17 protein-coding genes and 1 pseudogene are annotated in these 18,983 nt (G+C 65.0%); 14 read left to right on the plus strand and 4 right to left on the minus strand.

What is annotated here, in order from left to right; all coding sequences use genetic code 11:
- Positions 1-9 precede the first annotated feature (9 nt).
- From infB to rbfA, 4 genes are read left to right on the plus strand one after another with little or no spacing between them, the layout of a single operon-like run.
- Positions 10-2,568 (plus strand): translation initiation factor IF-2, encoded by a 2,559-nt coding sequence (infB, locus tag Q8Q53_RS12345; RefSeq protein WP_305702074.1) that lies wholly within the window; start codon positions 10-12, stop codon positions 2,566-2,568.
- Entirely contained in the window at positions 2,565-2,969 is a 405-nt protein-coding gene (locus tag Q8Q53_RS12350) for a PaaI family thioesterase (protein ID WP_305702075.1), read from the plus strand. The genes infB and Q8Q53_RS12350 overlap by 4 nt, the downstream gene beginning before the upstream one ends.
- 21 nt (positions 2,970-2,990) lie before the next feature.
- Entirely contained in the window at positions 2,991-3,542 is a 552-nt protein-coding gene (locus Q8Q53_RS12355; protein WP_305702076.1) for a DUF1697 domain-containing protein, read from the plus strand.
- 14 nt (positions 3,543-3,556) lie between these two features.
- Positions 3,557-3,964 carry a 30S ribosome-binding factor RbfA gene (gene rbfA, locus Q8Q53_RS12360; protein ID WP_305702077.1) on the plus strand — a complete coding sequence of 136 codons (408 nt, stop codon included), beginning with the start codon at positions 3,557-3,559 and terminating at the stop codon, positions 3,962-3,964.
- 42 nt (positions 3,965-4,006) lie between these two features.
- On the opposite strand, the gene Q8Q53_RS12365 is transcribed toward rbfA, so the two are convergent.
- Both Q8Q53_RS12365 and Q8Q53_RS12370 read right to left on the minus strand, forming a co-directional pair.
- Complete coding sequence (locus Q8Q53_RS12365) at positions 4,007-4,558, minus strand: YceI family protein (RefSeq protein WP_305702078.1); 552 nt, start codon at positions 4,556-4,558, stop codon at positions 4,007-4,009.
- A gap of 53 nt (positions 4,559-4,611) precedes the next feature.
- Positions 4,612-6,210, minus strand: a complete 1,599-nt coding sequence (locus Q8Q53_RS12370; RefSeq protein ID WP_305702079.1) for an AbgT family transporter — start codon at positions 6,208-6,210, stop codon at positions 4,612-4,614.
- Between the two features lie 75 nt (positions 6,211-6,285).
- Between Q8Q53_RS12370 and Q8Q53_RS12375 the strand changes: the two genes are divergently transcribed.
- From Q8Q53_RS12375 to Q8Q53_RS12405, 7 genes and pseudogenes are all read left to right on the plus strand, one after another.
- Positions 6,286-6,864, plus strand: a complete 579-nt coding sequence (locus Q8Q53_RS12375; protein ID WP_305702080.1) for a thymidine kinase — start codon at positions 6,286-6,288, stop codon at positions 6,862-6,864.
- Positions 6,861-7,550 (plus strand): site-2 protease family protein, encoded by a 690-nt coding sequence (locus Q8Q53_RS12380; RefSeq protein WP_305702081.1) that lies wholly within the window; start codon positions 6,861-6,863, stop codon positions 7,548-7,550. Before Q8Q53_RS12375 ends, Q8Q53_RS12380 begins: the two co-directional genes overlap by 4 nt.
- 10 nt (positions 7,551-7,560) lie before the next feature.
- Positions 7,561-8,459, plus strand: a pseudogene (gene truB, locus Q8Q53_RS12385) (tRNA pseudouridine(55) synthase TruB).
- A 5-nt stretch (positions 8,460-8,464) separates the two neighbouring features.
- Positions 8,465-8,734, plus strand: coding sequence for a 30S ribosomal protein S15 (rpsO, locus tag Q8Q53_RS12390; RefSeq protein ID WP_305702082.1), 270 nt, complete (start codon positions 8,465-8,467; stop codon positions 8,732-8,734).
- A gap of 164 nt (positions 8,735-8,898) precedes the next feature.
- Positions 8,899-11,199, plus strand: coding sequence for a polyribonucleotide nucleotidyltransferase (pnp, locus tag Q8Q53_RS12395; RefSeq protein WP_305702083.1), 2,301 nt, complete (start codon positions 8,899-8,901; stop codon positions 11,197-11,199).
- A 125-nt stretch (positions 11,200-11,324) separates the two neighbouring features.
- A complete protein-coding gene (locus Q8Q53_RS12400; RefSeq protein WP_305702084.1) occupies positions 11,325-13,436 on the plus strand; it encodes a hypothetical protein in 2,112 nt (703 codons plus the stop codon).
- Entirely contained in the window at positions 13,430-14,167 is a 738-nt protein-coding gene (locus Q8Q53_RS12405; RefSeq protein ID WP_305702085.1) for a DUF3142 domain-containing protein, read from the plus strand. The genes Q8Q53_RS12400 and Q8Q53_RS12405 overlap by 7 nt, the downstream gene beginning before the upstream one ends.
- Here the strand turns inward: Q8Q53_RS12405 and Q8Q53_RS12410 are convergent.
- Both Q8Q53_RS12410 and Q8Q53_RS12415 read right to left on the minus strand, forming a co-directional pair.
- Entirely contained in the window at positions 14,151-15,302 is a 1,152-nt protein-coding gene (locus Q8Q53_RS12410) for a diguanylate cyclase (protein ID WP_305702086.1), read from the minus strand. The two genes, Q8Q53_RS12405 and Q8Q53_RS12410, sit on opposite strands and share 17 nt — an antisense overlap.
- Positions 15,303-15,372: 70 nt before the next feature.
- The gene (locus tag Q8Q53_RS12415) at positions 15,373-16,095 is read right to left on the minus strand and encodes a GcrA family cell cycle regulator (RefSeq protein WP_305702087.1); all 723 of its coding nucleotides are present in this window, start codon (positions 16,093-16,095) and stop codon (positions 15,373-15,375) included.
- A gap of 78 nt (positions 16,096-16,173) precedes the next feature.
- Between Q8Q53_RS12415 and Q8Q53_RS12420 the strand changes: the two genes are divergently transcribed.
- The 3 genes from Q8Q53_RS12420 (at position 16,174) to Q8Q53_RS12430 (ending at position 18,958) form a co-directional block, all read left to right on the plus strand.
- Positions 16,174-17,064, plus strand: coding sequence for an ABC transporter permease (locus tag Q8Q53_RS12420; protein WP_305702088.1), 891 nt, complete (start codon positions 16,174-16,176; stop codon positions 17,062-17,064).
- A 95-nt stretch (positions 17,065-17,159) separates the two neighbouring features.
- Positions 17,160-18,083 (plus strand): CmcJ/NvfI family oxidoreductase, encoded by a 924-nt coding sequence (locus Q8Q53_RS12425; protein WP_305702089.1) that lies wholly within the window; start codon positions 17,160-17,162, stop codon positions 18,081-18,083.
- A 77-nt stretch (positions 18,084-18,160) separates the two neighbouring features.
- The gene (locus Q8Q53_RS12430) at positions 18,161-18,958 is read left to right on the plus strand and encodes an outer membrane protein assembly factor BamD (protein ID WP_305702090.1); all 798 of its coding nucleotides are present in this window, start codon (positions 18,161-18,163) and stop codon (positions 18,956-18,958) included.
- Positions 18,959-18,983 lie beyond the last annotated feature (25 nt).

Raw genomic sequence — 18,983 nt, forward strand, 5'->3', positions numbered from 1 at the left:
TATTTGAGCATGACCGACAGCAACGATAAACCGACTCTGGGCCGCAAGCCGCTTGGGCTTAAGCGCTCGGTCGAAGCGGGCGAGGTCAAGCAGACCTTCAGCCACGGCCGCACCAACAAGGTGGTGGTCGAGGTGAAGCGCCGCAAGCTGATCGGCAAGCCCGGCGAAGCCCCGGTTGCCGCTCCGGCCGCGCCCGAACCGGCCCCCGCGCCCGCGCCTGCACCGGTCGTGGCCGCGCCGCCGCCCGCGCCGCGCCCGGCTGCCTCGAACGAGACCCCGCAGGAGCGTGTCGCCCGCCTCCAGCGTGAGGCCGAGGAAGCGCGCCAGGCAGTGCTGCAGGAGCAGGCCCGCCGCGAGACCGAATCCCGCCAGCGCGCGATCGAGGAAGAACGCCGCCGGGCCGAGGAAAGCCGCAAGGTTGAAGCGGCCGCTGCGCCCGAAGTCGCCGCGCCGCCGCCGGAACCCGAAGCCCCCGTGGCCGCCGCGCCCGCGCCAGCCGCGCCGGAACCGGTCGTCGAGGCCGCACCCGCTGCGCCTGCCGAACCGGAAGCCAAGCCCGCCGCCGCGCCCGCGCCGCGCCGGTTTACCCCGGTTGCCTCGGTCAAGCGCCCCGAACCGGCTGCCAAGAAGCCGACCAACAACCCGCGCGACAAGGCTGGCGACAACCGTCGTCAGGCCGGCAAGCTGACCGTGACCAAGGCGCTGAACGAGGACGAAGGCGCCCGTGCCCGCAGCCTGGCCGCGCTGAAGCGCGCCCGCGAAAAGGAACGCCGCGCGCATTTCGGCGGCCAGCATCAGCAGCGTGAAAAGCAGGTCCGCGATGTGATCGTGCCCGAAGCGATCACGGTGCAGGAACTGGGCAACCGCATGGCCGAAAAGGGCGCGGACCTGGTCAAGGCGCTGTTCAAGATGGGCATGATGGTGACCGTCAACCAGACGATCGACCAGGATACTGCCGAATTGCTGGTCACCGAGTTTGGCCACAACATCCAGCGCGTGTCGGAAGATGATGTCGATATCGACACCGCCGCCGACGTCGATTCGGACGAAACGCTGAAGGCGCGCCCGCCGGTCGTGACGATCATGGGCCACGTCGATCACGGCAAGACCAGCCTGCTGGACGCGCTGCGCGGCACCGATGTGGTGCGCGGCGAAGCGGGCGGGATCACGCAGCATATCGGCGCGTATCAGATCAAGACCAAGGGCGGCGATCTGGTCACCTTCCTTGATACGCCGGGCCACGAAGCGTTCACCGAAATGCGGATGCGCGGCGCAAACGTGACGGATATCGTCATTCTGGTGGTTGCCGCCGATGACGGGATCATGCCGCAGACGATCGAGGCGATCAATCACACCAAGGCGGCTGGCGTGCCGATGATCGTGGCGATCACCAAGTCGGACAAGCATGAAGCCAATCCCAAGAAAATCCGCGAACGCCTGCTGGAACACGAAGTCGTGGTCGAAGCGATGTCGGGCGATGTCCAGGACGTCGAAGTTTCAGCCCATACCGGGGCGGGCCTTGATCAGCTGATCGAGAAGATCCTGCTCCAGGCCGAACTGCTGGAACTGACGGCCAACCCCGATCGCGCCGCGGAAGCGACCGTGATCGAGGCCAAGCTCGACAAGGGCAAGGGGCCGCTGGCGACTGTGCTGATTACGCGCGGAACGCTGAAAGTGGGCGATATTCTGGTGGTCGGCACCCATTCGGGCCGCGTCCGCGCGATGCTCGATGACAAGGGCCGTCAGATCAAGGCCGCCCCGCCGTCGCTGCCGGTCGAAGTGCTGGGGATCGGCGGCGTTCCGATGGCCGGCGATACGCTGACCGTGGTCGAAAGCGAAGCCCGCGCCCGCGAAGTGGCCGCATTCCGCGCCGAGCGGGCGACGGCGAAGCGCACCACGACTGCCCCGACCAGCCTGGAAAACATGTTCTCGGCGCTGTCGGCCAAGCAGTCGGTCATCGAATACCCGGTGGTCATCAAGGCCGACGTGCAGGGTTCGACCGAGGCCATCGTCAATGCGCTCAACCGCATTTCGAACGACGAGATCAAGGTCCGCATCCTGCAATCGGGCGTCGGTGCGATTACCGAAAGCGACGTCAGCCTGGCGCAGGCATCGGGTGCGCCGATCATCGGCTTCAATGTGCGCCCCAACGCCAAGGCGCGCGAGCTGATCGAGCGCCAGAAGGTCCGCCTGAAGTACTTCGATGTGATCTATCACCTGACCGAGGATGTCGCCAAGGAGATGGCCGGTCAGTGGGGTCCGGAAATCATCGAGCACGTCGTCGGCCGCGCCGAGGTCAAGGAAGTGTTCCCGGCCGGCAAGAAGGACAAGGCAGCCGGTCTGCTGGTGCTGGAAGGCTATATCAAGAAGGGTATCTTCGCGCGCCTTACCCGCAACGATGTCATCGTTTCGAAGACGGTCATCGCGTCGCTGCGGCGCTTCAAGGACGATGTGGCCGAAGTCCGCACCGGCCTGGAATGCGGCGTGGTGTTGCAGGACACCAACGACATCAAACCGGGCGACATGCTCGAAGTGTTTGAGGTCGAGGAACGCGAACGCACCCTGTGAGCGGGATCACGACCACCCAGGGCGCGCATGTGGAGTTGATGGGGGCGAAGTTCGTGGACTTCGACCCGGTCACCGAGACGATCACCATGCACTTCCACGCGCCGGACAGTTTCATTACGCCGCGCGGCGGGGTGCAGGGCGGGCTGGTGGCGGGTTTCCTGGACGAGGCGATGGGCTGGGCGCATGTGCACGCCACCAACGGCGCGGAAGCCCCGCTGAATCTGGAAATCAGCATGACGCTGCTCAACCTGATCCCGCCCGGTCCGCTGATGGGCACGGGCCGGGTCGTGCGGCGCGGGCGGCGCGTGATTTTCCTGGAAGCGGAACTGTTCAGCATGGATGGAAAATCCCTGGCGCGCGCTACCTCCACCGCGATTCCCACGCCCAAGCCCTCGGCATGAGCATGGGAACGCGGCGCTGACATGGCCCGCTATGTCGCCCTGTTCGGCAGCATCAACGTGGGCGGCAATCGCCTGACGATGGCGGAACTGCGCGCCGCGTTCGAGGTGGAGGGGCTGACCAATGTCGAAACCGTGGTCGCCAGCGGCAACGTGCTGTTCGATCATGATGACCGCCCGACCGTGGGCCTTGAAGAAAAGCTGGAACGGATGATGCGCCAGCGTTTTGGCATGCGCAGCATCGCTGCCGTGCGCAGCCGTGACGAGCTGGCCGCCGCGATTGCGGACAACCCGTTTGCCGCCGATGGCGCGGCCAATCTGGTCCACACGCTGTTTCTGGATGGCGATCCCGATCCGGATCAGTTCGCGGTGCTGGTGGCCGATCACGCGGGACGGGGGCCGGAACGGCTCGCCATCGGGCCGCGCGCGCTGTATGTCGATTACGCAGGCGGAGCCGGAAACAGCCGGTTGACGATGCCGTTTATCGAGCGGCGGCTGCAATGCCGGGGCACCGCCCGAAACATGCGGTCGCTGGCCCGGATCGTCGCCAAGCTTGATGCAACCCAGCAGGATTGAGAGTAGATAGCGGCATGGTTAAGCCCAATGCAACCCCGGAAACCCGCTCGGTCCGCCTGCTCAAGGTGGGTGAACAGGTGCGCCACCTGATCAGTGAACTGCTGACCCGGCAGATGGTGCATGATGAAGTGCTCACCGCGCGCACGATCAGCATCACCGAAGTGCGGATGTCACCCGACCTGCGCCACGCGACCGTGTTCGTAAAGCCGCTGCTGGGCGCGGATGAGGACGTCGTGCTGAAAGCGCTGCGCACCCACACCGCCTATTTCCAGAAGGAAGTGGCCGGCAAGCTGCGCCGGAAATATGCCGCAAAAATCAAGTTCCTGGCGGATGAAAGCTTTGACGAGGCGAGCCGGATCGAGGCGCTGCTATCCAGCCCGCAAGTCCGCCGCGACCTGGAAAGCGAACCGGACGAGGCGTAAGCCCGCCGCCTGACCCGGCACGATTCCAGTGCAGATGGTGCCTCAGCCCGGCACCATCCGGGCGTTGATCGTGATCGTCACTTTCCGGCCCACCACCACGCTATAGGCGGTCATCCCGAAATCATGGCGGTTGATGGTCGTCCGGGCGCTCAGCTGGATCGGTTCCTTGCCGGTGGCGCCCACCGGGGGCTGGGCGAAAGTGACTGCCAGCGTGGCCGGTCGGGTAATTCCGCGCGCTGTGATCTGGCCATCGACGCGGGCCGTGGACTGCCCGGTCATCATCATGCGATTGCCGCTGAAACGGATTGCGGGATAGCGCTCCACATCGAAGAAGTCCTTGCCCCGCAGTCGTTCCAGCGTGGTTTTGTCTCCCGCGGTCAGCGCGCGGGCATTCAGCGTGACGTCGAGGTCAATCGTATCCAGCCGGTCGGGCGTCAGGTGGATGCCGCCGCTCATCTGCGGAAACCGGGCGGATTTGCTGGCCAGCCCCATAAACGCGACTTTGGCATCCACCGAACTGCGCGGTGCGTCGATCTGATAGCGATAAGTCGGCGTCGCGGCGGCGGTCAGCAGCAGCAACACTGCGGCCGCCATTGCGAAACGGACTGGCCTCACACGGACGGCCTCAAACGGACTGAGGCTTGCCTTCACGGGGCGGTCGCTCCCGCCACGCTGGCGGCAGGCGGCGGGGCGAATACGCTGGCGCCCGGTCCCAGCGGCAGATCCAGCATCACCCACGCACCGACCAGCACCATGCCCGACAGCAGCAGCCCGATCGAGAACGGCAGCATCGTTGCGGCCAGGCTGCCCAGCCCGAAATCCTTTTGCCAGCGCTGGCAGAAGATCAGGATCAGCGGGAAATAGACCATCAGCGGGGTGATGATGTTGGTCGCGCCATCGCCAACGCGGTAAGCGGCGGTGGTCATTTCCGGGGTGATCCCCAGCAGCATCAGCATCGGCACCAGCACCGGGGCCAGCAATGCCCACTTGGCGCTGGCCGAGCCGATGAACAGGTTGAGCAGGGCTGTAAATGCCACGATCAGCATCAGCAGCGCCCAGGCCGGCAGGCCCGACGCCTTGAGCAGTTCCGCCCCTTCAACCGCCAGAATCAACCCCAGGTTGGACCATGCGAACATCGCCACGAAGTGGGCGGCCACGAACGCCAGCACCAGATAGTAGGCCATGTCGGCCATCGAATCGCTCATCATCTTGACCAGACTGCGATGGTCGCTGACGGTTCCGGCGGCCTTGCCATAGGCCCAGCCCGCCAGCAGGAACAACAGGAAGAACCCGCCCACCAGGCTTTGATACAGCGGGGTCAGGCGCGCTTCGGCGCTGGCTTCTTCGTTGATCAGCGGGGTGCCGGGGCCGAATGTGAACAGCAGCCAAAGGCCGACGACGAACAGCGTGGCCAGCCCGGCATGGCGCAGGCCCTTGCGCTCGGCAGCGTTCAGATTGCGCGATTCCTGCTCGGTTGCACCGACCGATCCGGCCCGCGCCGGATCCCACTGGCCCAGCCGCGGTTCGATCACACGATCGGTGACATACCAGATCACCGGCATGAAGATGACCAGCATGATTGCGATGAAATACCAGTTGCCCGCGATATTGGCGGTAAAGTCACTGAACACGGTTTCGACCGCTGCCTCGGTAATCCCGAACAGCAGCGCGTCGAGCTGGCCCGGCAGCAGGTTGGCGGAGAACCCCCCCGAAACCCCGGCAAAAGCCGCTGCGATGCCGGCGATGGGGTGGCGTCCGGCGGCGTGGAAGATGATGCCCGCCAGCGGGATCAGCACGACATAGGCCGCGTCCGCTGCCAGGTTGCCCATCATCGCCACGAACGCGACAATCGGGGTCAGCAGGAAAGTCGGTGCATTGCTGACGCTTGCGCGCATCGCGGTTCCGAACAGGCCGGACCGTTCGGCCACGCCCGCACCCAGCATCACCACCAGCACATAGCCAAGCGGATGAAAGTGCGTGAACGTCTTGGGCATATCGACCCACAGCGTGCGGATATTGTCGGCCGACAGCAGACTGGTCGCCGCGATCACCTTGGCCTGCCCGGTCGCCTCGTCGATCTCGGTCGGGTGCAGGGCGGACCAGCCAGCTGCCGCCGCGATCAGCGAGATCACGATCAATCCGGCAATCAGCCCCAGGAACAGAAACACCGGATCAGGCAGGCGATTGCCCGTCCGCTCGATCCACGCCAGCACGCCGGTCTGCTTCGATGCGGTCAATTCGCTCATCGCCCGTTCTTTCCCCAAATCCCGCTGTATGGCGAGTTGTCCTAAGCCTGCCATCACAGGTAGATGCTGTCCACCATGGCCAAGCTCTATTTCTACTACGCCAGCATGAACGCAGGCAAATCGACCACGCTGTTGCAGGCTGATTTCAACTATCGCGAGCGGGGGATGCAGACGATGCTGTGGACCGCCAATCTCGACGATCGCGGCGGAGGCCGGGGAATCGACAGCCGGATCGGGCTGCACGCCGAAGCGCACCGGTTCAGGGCCGACACCGATATGTGGGCGCGGGTGACCGGCGCGCACCGGGTGGAACCGCTGGCCTGCGTGCTGGTGGACGAAGCGCAGTTCCTCACCGAACAGCAGGTCTGGCAACTGGCGCGGGTCGCCGATGAAGGCGGCATTCCGGTGCTGTGTTATGGCCTGCGCACCGATTTTCAGGGGGAACTGTTCCCCGGCGCGAAAGTGCTGCTGGGGATCGCGGATTCGCTGGTCGAACTGAAGGCGGTATGCCACTGCGGCCGCAAGTCGACGATGAACCTGCGGGTCGATGCCAGCGGCGCCGCCGTCAAGCAGGGCGCGCAGACCGAAATTGGCGGGAACGACCGATACGTGGCCTTGTGCCGCAGGCATTTTACCGAGGCGCTGGGCCGATGATTGATACCATTTATCAGGCCGCCGCGCTGATCATCCCGCTGGTGCTGGCGATCGTGTTCCACGAAGTCGCGCACGGCTGGACCGCGCGGGCGCTGGGCGATCCGACGGCGGCGGAACTCAACCGGCTCAGCCTCAACCCGTTGCGCCATGTCGATCCGGTGGGCACGATCCTGGTGCCGGGGATGCTCAAGCTGGCGGGCCTGCCGGTGTTCGGCTGGGCCAAACCGGTGCCGGTGGTGGCGGAACGGCTGCGTAATCCGCGCGTCGGCATGATGCTGGTTGCCGTCGCGGGGCCGGGAATGAACCTGCTGATGGCACTGGCGGGCGCGGTGGTGCTGGGCCTGCTGGTCGCGCCCTACCGCGATGCCGAGCCGACCGGGGTGACGGCGTTCCTGATCCTGAACCTGTTCAACTTCCTGGCGATCAACGTGTTCCTGGCGCTGTTCAATCTGCTGCCGATCCCGCCGTTCGATGGCTCGCACGTGGTCGAGGGCCTGCTCCCGCGCGGCGCGGCGGCGGCTTATGCGGCGACGCGGCCTTATGCGTTTTTCCTGATGATCGGCCTGTTGGTGGTGCTGCCGACGATTGCGCCGGAGCTCGATCTGGTGCGCCGGTTCCTGCTGCCGCCGGTGGATTGGGCGATGGATCAGTATCTGGCCGTGGTGAAGGCGGTGGCGGGTGCCTGATCCGGCGCGGGTGAACGGGTGGATCGTGCTCGACAAGCCGCTGGAGCTGGGTTCGACCCAGGCGGTGGCAGCGGTGAAGCGCAACTTGCGGGCAGGCGGCTTTGGCAAGGTCAAGGTCGGGCACGGCGGCACGCTTGATCCGCTGGCGACCGGGGTGCTGCCGATCGCTGTGGGCGAGGCGACCAAGCTGTGCGGGCGAATGCTGGATGCAAGCAAGGAATATGCCTTCACCGTCGCGTTCGGGCGCGAGACGGATACGCTCGATCTGGAAGGCAAGGTCATTGCGGAAAGCGCCGTGCGGCCCACGCGCGCGCAGCTGGAGGCGGTGCTGCCGCGCTTCACCGGCCCGATCGAGCAAGTCCCGCCGGCCTATTCCGCGCTGATGATCGACGGCCAGCGCGCCTATGACCTCGCGCGCAAGGGCGAGGCGGTGGAACTGAAAAGCCGCAGCGTTACGGTCTATGCGCTGGAAATCCTCCCCGTGCCGGGGAGGCAGAAGTTACCCTGATCGCCCACGTGTCCAAGGGCACCTATATCCGCAGCATGGCGCGTGACATCGCGCGGGCGCTGGGGACAGTCGGCCATGTCACCATGTTGCGGCGGCTGAAGGCCGGGCCGTTCGCGCTGGACCGGGCGATTTCGCTGGACAAGTTGAACGAAGTGGGTAAGGGCGCAGGGCTTGAGAACGTACTCTTGCCGCTGGAGGCAGGGCTGGTCGACATCCCGGCTCTTGACCTCGACCCGGAACAGGCAAGGGCGGTCCGACAGGGCCGTGTTCTGACCGGGTTGCCCCAAGGCGACGGCGTCTACTGGGCGCGAACGGAGATTGCTCCGCTCGCACTGGTTGAGCTTTCCGGCGGAAACGTCCGGGTGCTGCGGGGGTTCAATCTTTTGGATGTCGCGGAGTAAGTGATATGTCGATCTCGGCAGAAAAGAAGCAGGAAGTCATCAGCAGCAACGCCCGTGCATCGGGTGATACGGGGTCGCCGGAAGTTCAGGTAGCCATCCTGACCAGCCGCATCCTGACGCTGACGGAGCACTTCAAGGCTCACCACAAGGACAACCATTCGCGCCGCGGCCTGTTGATGATGGTCAACAAGCGCCGTTCGCTGCTCGATTACCTGAAGCGCAAGGATGTCGATCGCTATAATGCGCTCATCGCAAAGCTCGGCCTGCGCAAGTAAGGTAAAGCGGAAGCGGCCCCAAGTGGGCCGCTTCTTGCATTTGGGTACCTCGCAATTCGGCGGGGGCCCAAGCGGGGCCAAAAGTGCCTCATACCGGACCGGGACGGATTTACCCCGGCAGCAAAACCCGCGCGCAATAGGGCGCATGGGCTGAAGGAAACGAAATGTTCGACGTCAAAACCGTATCCATGGAGTGGGGCGGAAAGACCCTCACGCTGGAAACCGGCCGCATTGCCCGTCAGGCTGACGGCGCGGTCCTCGCCACGTATGGCGAAACTGTCGTGCTGTGCGCTGTCACAGCCGCCAAGTCGGTGAAGGAAGGGCAGGATTTCTTCCCGCTCACCGTTCACTACCAGGAAAAGTTCTTCGCCGCCGGGCGTATCCCGGGCGGCTTCTTCAAGCGTGAACGCGGCGCGACGGAAAAGGAAACGCTGGTTTCCCGCCTGATCGACCGTCCGGTCCGCCCGCTGTTCCCCGAAGGTTTCTACAACGAAATCAACGTTATCGCCCAGGTTCTGAGCTATGACGGTGAAATCGAGCCCGACGTGCTGGCGATGATCGCCGCATCGGCTGCGCTGACCATTTCGGGCGTTCCGTTCATGGGCCCGATCGGCGGTTGCCGCGTCGGCTATGTCGATGGCGAATACACCCTCAACCCGCGTCAGGACGTCGCCGCCGCCGGCGCGCTCGATCTGGTCGTTGCCGCCACCGGTAATGCCGTGATGATGGTGGAATCGCAGGCCCGCGAACTGTCGGAAGAAATCATGCTCGGCGCCGTGATGTTCGCGCATGACGAATGCCGCAAGGTCGTGAACCTGATCATCGACCTGGCCGAAAAGGCTGCGAAGGAACCGTGGGACGTTGCCATTTCGGACAACACCGCGATCAAGGACAAGCTCAAGAAGCTGATCGGCAAGGATATTGCCGCCGCTTACAAGCTGACCGACAAGTCCGAACGTTCGAACGCGCTCAACGCTGCCCGCGCCAAGGCCAAGGAAGCCTTCGCCAGCGAAGACGCCCAGACCCAGATGGTCGCGATGAAGTCGGTCAAGAAGGTCGAAGGCGACATCGTGCGCGGCGCGATCCTGAAGGACGGCACCCGCATCGACGGGCGCAAGGTCAACCAGGTCCGCCCGATCGAAGCGATGGTCGGTCTGCTGCCGCGGACCCACGGTTCGTCGCTGTTCACCCGCGGTGAAACGCAGGCGATCTGCACCACCACGCTGGGCACCAAGGACAGTGAACAGATGATCGACGGGTTGGAAGGTCTGTCGTATTCGAACTTCATGCTGCACTATAACTTCCCGCCGTACTCGGTTGGTGAAGTTGGCCGGTTCGGCGCTCCCAGCCGCCGCGACACCGGTCACGGCAAGCTGGCATGGCGCGCGCTGCAGGCGGTGCTGCCCAGCAAGGAAGAGTTCCCTTATACGATCCGCGTTGTTTCTGACATTACCGAGTCCAACGGTTCGTCCTCGATGGCGACCGTCTGCGGCGGCGCGCTGTCGATGATGGACGCCGGTGTGCCGCTGGCGCGTCCGGTTTCGGGCATCGCGATGGGCCTGATCCTGGAAGGTGACAAGTTCACCGTGCTGTCCGACATTCTGGGTGACGAAGACCACCTGGGCGACATGGACTTCAAGGTCGCCGGCACGTCCGAAGGCATCACCACGATGCAGATGGACATTAAGGTTGCCGGGATCACCAAGGAAATCTTCTCGGCCGCGCTCAATCAGGCCAAGGAAGGCCGCGCGCACATCCTGGGTGAAATGACCAAGGCGCTGGGTTCGGCCCGCACCGAACTGTCGGCTCATGCTCCGCGCATCGAGACGTTGCAGATCGACAAGTCGAAGATCCGTGACATCATCGGCACCGGCGGCAAGGTGATCCGCGAAATCGTGGCCACCACCGGCGCGAAGGTCGATATCGACGATGAAGGTCTGATCAAGATCAGCTCGTCCGACCTGACCCAGATCGAAGCGGCGCGTCAGTGGATCCTCGGCATTGTCGAGGAAGCCGAAGTGGGCAAGGTCTATGACGGCAAGGTCGTGACCATCGTCGATTTCGGTGCGTTCGTGAACTTCATGGGCGGCAAGGACGGCCTCGTCCACGTCTCTGAAATGCGCAACGAACGTGTTGAAAAGCCGACCGACGTCGTGTCCGAAGGCCAGGCCGTGAAGGTCAAGGTTCTCGAAATCGATCCGCGCGGCAAGGTTCGCCTGTCGATGCGCGTTGTCGATCAGGAAACCGGCGCTGAACTGGAAGACACCCGTCCGGCCCGCGAACCGCGTGAACCGCGCGGTGATCGTGGTGATCGCGGCGATCGGGGCGGTGATCGCCGTCCGCGCCGTGACGGCGACCGTGGCGGTCGCGGTGGGGACCGTGGTCCGCGCCGTGACGGTGGCCCGCGTCGTGAAGAGGGCGGCAACCCGGATCACATTCCGGCGTTCCTCAAGTCGGACGACTGAGCTTCAGTCTAACCGGTTGAAAAACAGGAAGGGGGTCGCGCTGCGGCCCCCTTTTTGCTTGCGCTTTGCCGCCGCGCTCTGGAAACTGGCCGCAGTTCGCGCGCGTCTGGTTCCGGAGTATTCGAATGAAGCGGAAAGTCATGTGGTCGGCAGCCGGGGCAGGGTTGCTGGCAGCTTCGGGCGTGGCATGGGCCTGCGCGGATTTCAGCTGCTCGCCCAGCTGGAAACTGGGTTCGACCAGCCATGATTGCGCCAGCAATGCGGTGCTGTCCCCCGGCAACGACAGCCGCGTCAACCTGCTGTTCCTGCTGCGCGGCAAGGCTGGTCTGGGCGTCGATGCGGCCAAATATCCGGCGCTGGAATACGAATCCGGCGGGTATGGCCGCAACTTTGTCGACTGGCAGCTGCTGAACGAAAGCCTCTATCCCAAACCGCCCCGCGCCGAGGATGATGAGGGCTCCGACTTCGCCGGTTCGCGCTGCATCAGTCTGAACACCGGGACGCCCGCGTTCCTTTCCGCGCTGAACGCCAACCCGGCGCTGGCGGCCAGAGAACGCAGCGCGCTGGGCACGGCCCGTCAACGGCTGGAGCAGACCTGCCGCAGCGATGACACGGCCGGGGCCACCTGGCCCGCCGACCTGTCCAGCCCCGCCGCCAAGGCGTTCCTTGGGTACCTTCAGGCCTCCGACGCGTTCTATGCGGAGCGGTGGGCTGAGGCGGAGCAGGGCTTTGCCGCGCTGGCGCAGGCACCCGATCCGTGGGTGCGAGAAACCGCTGCCTATATGCTCGGTCGGGTCAACCTGAACGCCGCGCAGGCCAAGTCGTTTGACGAATACGGCTGGTATGAAGGCCTCAAAACCATCGAACAGACCGCTGTGACGCGCGCCAAGGCGCAGCTGGCGGCCTATCTCAAGGCGTGGCCGAACGGCCGCTATGCCGTCTCGGCCACCGGCTTGCAGCGCCGTGCGCTGTGGCTGGAAGGGAACACCACGGGGCTGGCGGCGGAATATGCCCGCCTGTTGGGCAGCGTTCCGGCGGGGAGCGCGGAAGCGGCCCGGTTGGTCGAGGAAATTGACAACAAGCTGCTGTTTGCGGGGGACCGCCCGGCTGCGGCCAGCGGGCCGTTGCTGCTGGCCGCGCTCGATCTGGTGCAGATGCGTGATCCGGTGACGGAAGAGGGTGCGGCGGCACCCGGCGGGTTGACCGAGGCGGACCTCGCCGCGCAGGCCCCCGCCTTTGCCGGAGAGCCGGAACTGTACGGCTTCGTCCAGGCCAGCCACGCGTTTTATGTCCAGAAGGACTATCGCAAGGTGCTGACCCTGATCCCGGACGATGCGCGGCGCAGCGACTATGCGCCGGTTGCGTTCAGCCGCCAGGTGCTGCGCGGGATGGCGCTTTCGGCGCTGGGTGATCGCAACACCGGCGGGTTCTGGCGCGAGTTGCTGGGCGGCGCGAATGCGTTGTGGCAGCGGCCGACGGTGGAACTGGGGCTGGCGCTGCACATGGAACGCGGCGGACAGATCGCGCAGGTCTTTGCCAAGGATTCGCCGGTGCAGGACACCACGATCCGCAAGATCCTGCTGACCCATTCCGCCGGTCCCGCCGTGCTGCGCAGCGCTGCGCAAGATGGCGCGCACCCGCAGGCGGAACGCGATGCGGCGCTGTTCACGCTGCTGTATAAGCAGCTGACGCGCGGCGATTACGCCGGGTTTGTCGCCAATCGCCCGCTGGTTCCGGTAAGCGCCAGCAAGGACGCCGGACTGTGGAACTTTACCGAGCAGGAAACGATCCCCGTCGGCCTGTTTGCCAAGGGCCGCTGGTCTGACGGCTATCCCTGCCAGTCGATCACCGTCACCGCGCAGAAGCTGGCGGAGAACTCGCAGGACACCGCCGCGCAGCTGTGCCTGGGTGATTTCCTGCGGCTTAACGCGTTCGACGGCTGGAACGAGCTCGACGACAGCCCGGACAAGGATGAACTGGGCGGGGCGGCGCGCGATTTTGCGGGTAAGCCGCTGACGCGTGAGGCGATCTATTCGGGCATCATCGCCAACCGCGCCGCGCCCGCGAACGACCGCGCCTATGCGCTCTACCGGATGGTCAATTGCTATGCCCCGTCGGGCTATAACGGCTGTGGCGGCACGGACGCGGAAGTCAGCCAGCGCAAGGCGTGGTTCACCCAGCTGAAGCGGGAATACCCGTCCAGTCCGTGGGCCAAGAAGCTGCGCGTCTATTGGTAAGCGGGCGCTGGAACATCGCCTTGCTGGCGGCGCTGGCGCTGCTGGCGGGGTGCGGGGACCGGTCCGGTGCGCCGGGGGCAGAGCGCCGGGTCGATCCGGCGGACTACACGTCGTTCTTCCTGTGGGCCGGGGTAAAGCCGCCGCCGGAGCTGGCCCGCGCGGCGGAAATCTATATCCTGAACGGCGAGGTGAAGGCGGATGATCCTGATCGCTTCGTGCCGATGCGCGCCGGGGTGCCGCGGCTGCCCGGCAAGCAGGTCTGGCTGGTGGTCCGCGCGGCGCGGCTCGACTGGGGCGAGGGGGTGCACCGCGCGCTGCTGACCGATCTGGCGCGCTGGGACGGCGCGGGCAATGCGGTGGCAGGACTACAGGTTGATTTCGATGCGGCGACGCGCGGACTGGATGGCTATGCCGATTTCCTGACGGCGCTGCGCCAGCGCCTGCCCGCACGCTACAAGCTGTCGGTCACCGGGCTGATGGACTGGAGCGCGCATGGCGATCCCGCCGCGCTCGCCCGGCTGGCGGGGATCGTCGATGAAGTGGTGGTGCAATCCTATCAGGGGCGCAGCACGATCCCCGGCTATGCGGCTTACCTGAACCGGCTGGCGCGCGTGCCAATCCCGCACAAGGTCGCGCTGGTGCAGGGCGGGGAATGGCAGGAACCGGCGGCGCTGCGCAGCGATCCGGGCTTTCGGGGCTATGTCGTGTTTCTGGTCAACCCGGCGGATTGACGTCATCGGGCTGCGCGACCTCGATCCGGTTGCGGCCGGACTGCTTGGCCCGGTAGAGCGCGGCATCGGCCGCTTTGAGCGCCGCGCGGCGATCGGGAAAGGCGAACACGTCCGCAATCCCGGCTGAAAAGGTGATCTGGCCGAACGGCACGTCCGTTGCCCGGTTGACCAGCCGCCGTTCGGCCAGTTGTACGCGCAGGGCATCCAGCTTGGCAAAGGCATCGGCCAGCGGAGTATCGCGGAACAGCACGACGAATTCCTCGCCCCCGTGACGGGCCACATGGCAGCGTTCATCGGAAATCCGGCTGAGGCTTTCGGCCACCAGTTGCAGCACGAAGTCGCCCGCATCGTGACCGTGCGAATCGTTGATCCGCTTGAAATTGTCGATGTCGAAAAAGGCTACGCAGAGCGGTTCGGCGGCAGCGAGGGCCTGACGGTATTCTTCGTCAAATCGTGTTTCGAACGCGCGGCGGTTGGGCAAGCCGGTCAGGTGGTCTTCCTCGCACTTGCGGCGGGTTTCGGCCAGCCGCCGCTTGAGAACGCGAGTCTGCGCTTTGCTGCGGACCATCTGCCGTTCAATGTCGCGGGTGCGTTTCAGCATGACCTTGGCGATTGTCGCCAGCTCTGAAATCACCGCTCCGGCAGCGGTAACCTGTTCCAGCTCGGTCACGTGCTCTTCCAGCGCGGTGTTGTAATCGTTGGTGGTCTGCTGGGCGTCGTGGCTGGTCTTGCTGAAATCCTCGATGCTGACTTCCAGCCGCCGCATCAGCTGGGTCAGAACGGCCAGTTCATCGCTGCGTTCGCTGCGCGAGAGGACATCCTCGATCCAGTCGAGCGTTACCGGCTGGCGCGCCTGCATCTGCCGGTCGATCGATCGGGCCAGCTGCGGATCGGCACCGGACAGATAGTTGAAGGCGATGGTCAGCGTCTGCGCGGTGACTTCGAGGTGGTGATAGGACAGGAACGAGCCAATCTCATCCAGCATGCGCTGGCGCTGGGCATCGCGGCGCTCCCGGCGGTCTTGCCCGGCGGGGACATCGACCAGCGGGGTCGCGGGTTCGGGGCGATGGCCAAGGCCCAGCCAGCTGAGAAGATCGCTGACGGGGCGGTGGAGTGATGGATCATGGGCGGTCATGCCTTGGTTAACGGCGGCTTGCCGGGATTTTTAAGCCCGGCAAGGCCGAAAGACCGCTGATCGGGCCGGCTTAGCGGACGCGCGGACCGCCAAACGGCAGCGGCGGCGGCGGGCGGCGATGTCCGCGCGGCAACTGGGCCTGGAACGCGCGGCCGCAGTGTTCGACGCAATAGGGGAAGCCGGGGTTCACCTTTTCGCCGCAAAAGTGAAAGTCCGCTTCACCCGGATGGCCCATCGGCCAGCGGCAGATCCGGTCGTTCAGGTCGAGCAGGCCGGTCTTGTCGGCGATTTCCGGGCTGGGCTTGGCCGGGACCAGGCGGCGCGGCGGGGCGGGCGGGATCGGGGCCTGCTGATCGCCAGGGCCCTGGCGCAGAAAGCCGCCGGGGCCGACCGAAACGATGCGCGGCTGCGGCGCGGCGGGCGGGGCGTCGCCCGCTGCGGGGGCCGCAGCGGCAGCAGCAGCGGGGGCTGCGGCCGCACGCGGGGCTGCCGCCGCCGGGAACACTGCCGGAGATGGTGCAGCAGCGCGCGGCGGCGCGGCTGCAACGCGCGGCGCAACCGGTTCCGCCGCAGGTTTTACGGCTTTGGCCGGGGCCGGGGTGGCGGCCGACTTGTCGCCGGGCTTTTCATTCGCCTTTACGGGCGAGGGGCGCGCTTTCAGCCCCAGACGATGCGCCTTGCCGATCACGGCATTGCGGCTGACGCCGCCAAGCTCCTCCGCGATCTGGCTGGCGGTGGAGCCGCCTTCCCACATCTTGGTCAGCTTTTCGATCCGTTCGTCGGTCCAGCTCATTCCCTGTCCACTTCCTTGCGGGGCCGATACCGTGTGTCCCGCTTGCCACATTGAAGGCAAGGCGATAGTCGCCACAGCATGGCCGATCAACCTGTTCCTGCACCCGCAGCTTCGTCTGCCCATCTTCCCGAACCGGGTGTGGGACAACGCAACTTTCCGGCGCAGGGAGTGCCCGTGATCCACCGGATCAACCGGTTGGGGCTCTGGACCCTCTATATGAAGGAAGTGCGCCGATTTTTCAAGGTGCAGACCCAGACGATCTGGGCACCGGCCGTTACCACCCTGCTGTTTCTGGTGATCTTCACGGTCGCGCTGGGACGTGAAGGGCGGATGGTGCTGGGTGTGAACTTCGCCACGTTCGTCGCGCCGGGGCTGATCGTGATGGGGATGATGCAGAATGCCTTTGCCAATGCCAGCTTCAGTTTTCTGGCGGGCAAGATCCAGGGCACGATCATCGATTACCTGATGCCGCCGCTGTCCGAGGGCGAACTGATGCTGGCAATGACCGGCGCAGCGGTCACGCGCGCGGTGCTGGTGGGCCTCGCGCTGTATGGTGCAATGCTGCTGTGGCCGGATGTGCACCTGACGATGGCGCACCCTTGGGCGGTGGCGTGGTTTGGCCTGATGGGTTCGATCATGCTGGCGCTGGTCGGGCTGATGACGTCGCTCTGGGCCGAAAAGTTCGATCATAACGCTGCGGTCACCAACTTCGTGATCGCGCCGCTGTCGCTGCTGTCGGGCACGTTCTATGTGATCGACAACCTGGCTCCGCTGTTTCAGACGATCAGCCGCCTGAACCCGTTTTTCTATGTCATTTCCGGCTTCCGCTTCGGCTTTCTGGGGCAGAGCGATATCGGCGATACCAACCTGGCGGTGCTGCACGGCGCGGTCGGGCTGGGCGTGCTGAACGTGGTGCTGGCGCTGGTGCTGTATCGCCTGCTTCGCAGCGGCTGGAAACTGAAGAGCTGATCCCCGCCGGTTTCGCATTCAGCCAGTTCCGCTTGCCAGTGTCCTGACAATCGATAAGATTGTCGGTGAAGCATACAAATGCACTGGAGAGAGACATGGCAACCGGCACCGCCGCCAGCACGGACTATGCGGCGATTGAGGCGGATGCGCGCGTTGCGCCCGCGCTGATCCGCTATCTGGGGGACGGCGATTACATCACCCGGCGCTATGTCAGCTGCGGCGCGGAAATGAACACCGGGGATTACGTCGATCATCCGATGCCGGTGCGTGACGGGATGCCGATCCGCGATCACTTCACGCTGGATACCCATGGCTTCATGCTGGGCAAGTGGCCTGCCCCGGTGGCGGACTTCGCGGATACCGGCGCGATCAACCTGCTCTACAACGCCGATGTGGAGCGCGCGGTTGCGGCGCTCACCGGGGCGAGCTTTGTCGCGGCGCAAGGCTGGATGATCCGGACATCGGCGGACCTGACCGCACGCGCGCAGGAAAAGGTGGAAAATTACCAGCACGTCGGCGGCCTCCAGCCCCCGGCGGGCGAGGCGCATGTCGATTACAACCCGCTGACCGGTGAACGCACGGGCGCACGGATTTATGCGGAGCGGCGGCCGGACGGGCCGGGCTACCGGCGGCACTGCTGCTTTTCGTTCTGGCGCACGTTCTCTCCGGGGCCGCAGGACTGGCCGCTGGCGGTGATGGACGGGCGGTCCGTGGTGGGCGATGAAACCGCCAACAACACGCTGTTCGTGGTGGACGAGTTCCCGACTGGCGATGATCTGATCGCGCCGGTTGCGGGCGAGGACCAGCGGGTCGCCGCGTCGATCTTTCGGTACCGCGCTGCCCACCGGTGGTGGTATTTTTCGAACATGGCGGCAGATGATGTGCTGTTGTTCAAGTTCTATGACAGTGACCACGAGGTGACGTGGCGCTGCCCGCACACCGCGTTTCACGATACCAGCCTGCCAGATACCCGGACGCGCAACTCGATCGAGGTGCGCTGCATCGCATATTGGGAATAGGCCGCGATGACGCGGGATCGGGCACAACACTGCAACTTCACTTGGCGTTCAGGCTGGGGGTGGTTATAGGCCGTCCCATGCACGCTCGTTCTCCGCTGAAGCTCGCCATTCTTGCCGCCGCCACTGTGGCGATTTCGCTGACCGCCGGTTGTGGCGGACGAGGCGGAAAGCCGCGCGACACCGCGTTTGTCGCGCGCGACGTCGATACGCTGTATCGCGCCGCGAAAGACCGGCTGGACCGGGGTGATACCCGCGTCGCCGCTGCGCTGTTTGATGAGGTCGAGCGTCAGCACCCCTATTCGCCCTGGGCGCGCCGGGCCCAGCTGATGAGCTCGTTCTCCTATTACGTGGCCAAGGATTACAACAAATCCACGCAGGCCGCGCAGCGCTTTCTGGAAATTCACCCCGGCAACCGCGATGCACCCTATGCCTATTACCTGATCGCACTGTGCTATTACGAACAGATCAGCGACGTGTCGCGCGATCAGAAGAACACGCTGCTGGCACTCAACGCGCTGAACGAAGTGGTCCGGCGCTATCCGGGCACCCGCTATGCGTCGGATGCGCGGCTGAAGATCGATCTGGTGAACGATCACCTGGCGGGCAAGGAAATGGAAATCGGCCGGTTCTATGAACGGTCGGGCCGCTGGCTGGCCGCATCGCTGCGGTTCCGCACCGTGGTTGATCAATATCAGACCACCAGCCACACGCCTGAGGCGCTGTTCCGGATCGTGGAAACCAATCTGGCGATGGGCATTCCGGAAGAAGCGCAAAAGGCTGCTGCCGTGCTGGGATCGAACTATCCCGGCAGTGAATGGTATCAAAAGGCGTTCGACCTGATGCAGAAGCACGCGGCCGGAACGCAGGTTTCGTAAGCGCTGCCATGCGGCAATAACGCCA

This window comes from Novosphingobium sp., from assembly GCF_030699305.1.
GTDB lineage: Bacteria > Pseudomonadota > Alphaproteobacteria > Sphingomonadales > Sphingomonadaceae > Novosphingobium.

Coding starts and splice junctions, on each gene's coding strand:
- Q8Q53_RS12365 (WP_305702078.1), bottom strand. CDS start 4,558: ATGGCGGCCGCAGTGTTGCTGCTGCTGACCGCCGCCGCGACGCCGACT.
- rbfA (WP_305702077.1), top strand. CDS start 3,557: ATGGTTAAGCCCAATGCAACCCCGGAAACCCGCTCGGTCCGCCTGCTC.
- Q8Q53_RS12375 (WP_305702080.1), top strand. CDS start 6,286: ATGGCCAAGCTCTATTTCTACTACGCCAGCATGAACGCAGGCAAATCG.
- Q8Q53_RS12415 (WP_305702087.1), bottom strand. CDS start 16,095: ATGAGCTGGACCGACGAACGGATCGAAAAGCTGACCAAGATGTGGGAA.
- rpsO (WP_305702082.1), top strand. CDS start 8,465: ATGTCGATCTCGGCAGAAAAGAAGCAGGAAGTCATCAGCAGCAACGCC.
- Q8Q53_RS12430 (WP_305702090.1), top strand. CDS start 18,161: ATGCACGCTCGTTCTCCGCTGAAGCTCGCCATTCTTGCCGCCGCCACT.
- Q8Q53_RS12410 (WP_305702086.1), bottom strand. CDS start 15,302: ATGACCGCCCATGATCCATCACTCCACCGCCCCGTCAGCGATCTTCTC.
- Q8Q53_RS12370 (WP_305702079.1), bottom strand. CDS start 6,210: ATGAGCGAATTGACCGCATCGAAGCAGACCGGCGTGCTGGCGTGGATC.
- pnp (WP_305702083.1), top strand. CDS start 8,899: ATGTTCGACGTCAAAACCGTATCCATGGAGTGGGGCGGAAAGACCCTC.
- Q8Q53_RS12355 (WP_305702076.1), top strand. CDS start 2,991: ATGGCCCGCTATGTCGCCCTGTTCGGCAGCATCAACGTGGGCGGCAAT.
- infB (WP_305702074.1), top strand. CDS start 10: ATGACCGACAGCAACGATAAACCGACTCTGGGCCGCAAGCCGCTTGGG.
- Q8Q53_RS12425 (WP_305702089.1), top strand. CDS start 17,160: ATGGCAACCGGCACCGCCGCCAGCACGGACTATGCGGCGATTGAGGCG.
- Q8Q53_RS12420 (WP_305702088.1), top strand. CDS start 16,174: ATGGCCGATCAACCTGTTCCTGCACCCGCAGCTTCGTCTGCCCATCTT.
- Q8Q53_RS12380 (WP_305702081.1), top strand. CDS start 6,861: ATGATTGATACCATTTATCAGGCCGCCGCGCTGATCATCCCGCTGGTG.
- Q8Q53_RS12400 (WP_305702084.1), top strand. CDS start 11,325: ATGAAGCGGAAAGTCATGTGGTCGGCAGCCGGGGCAGGGTTGCTGGCA.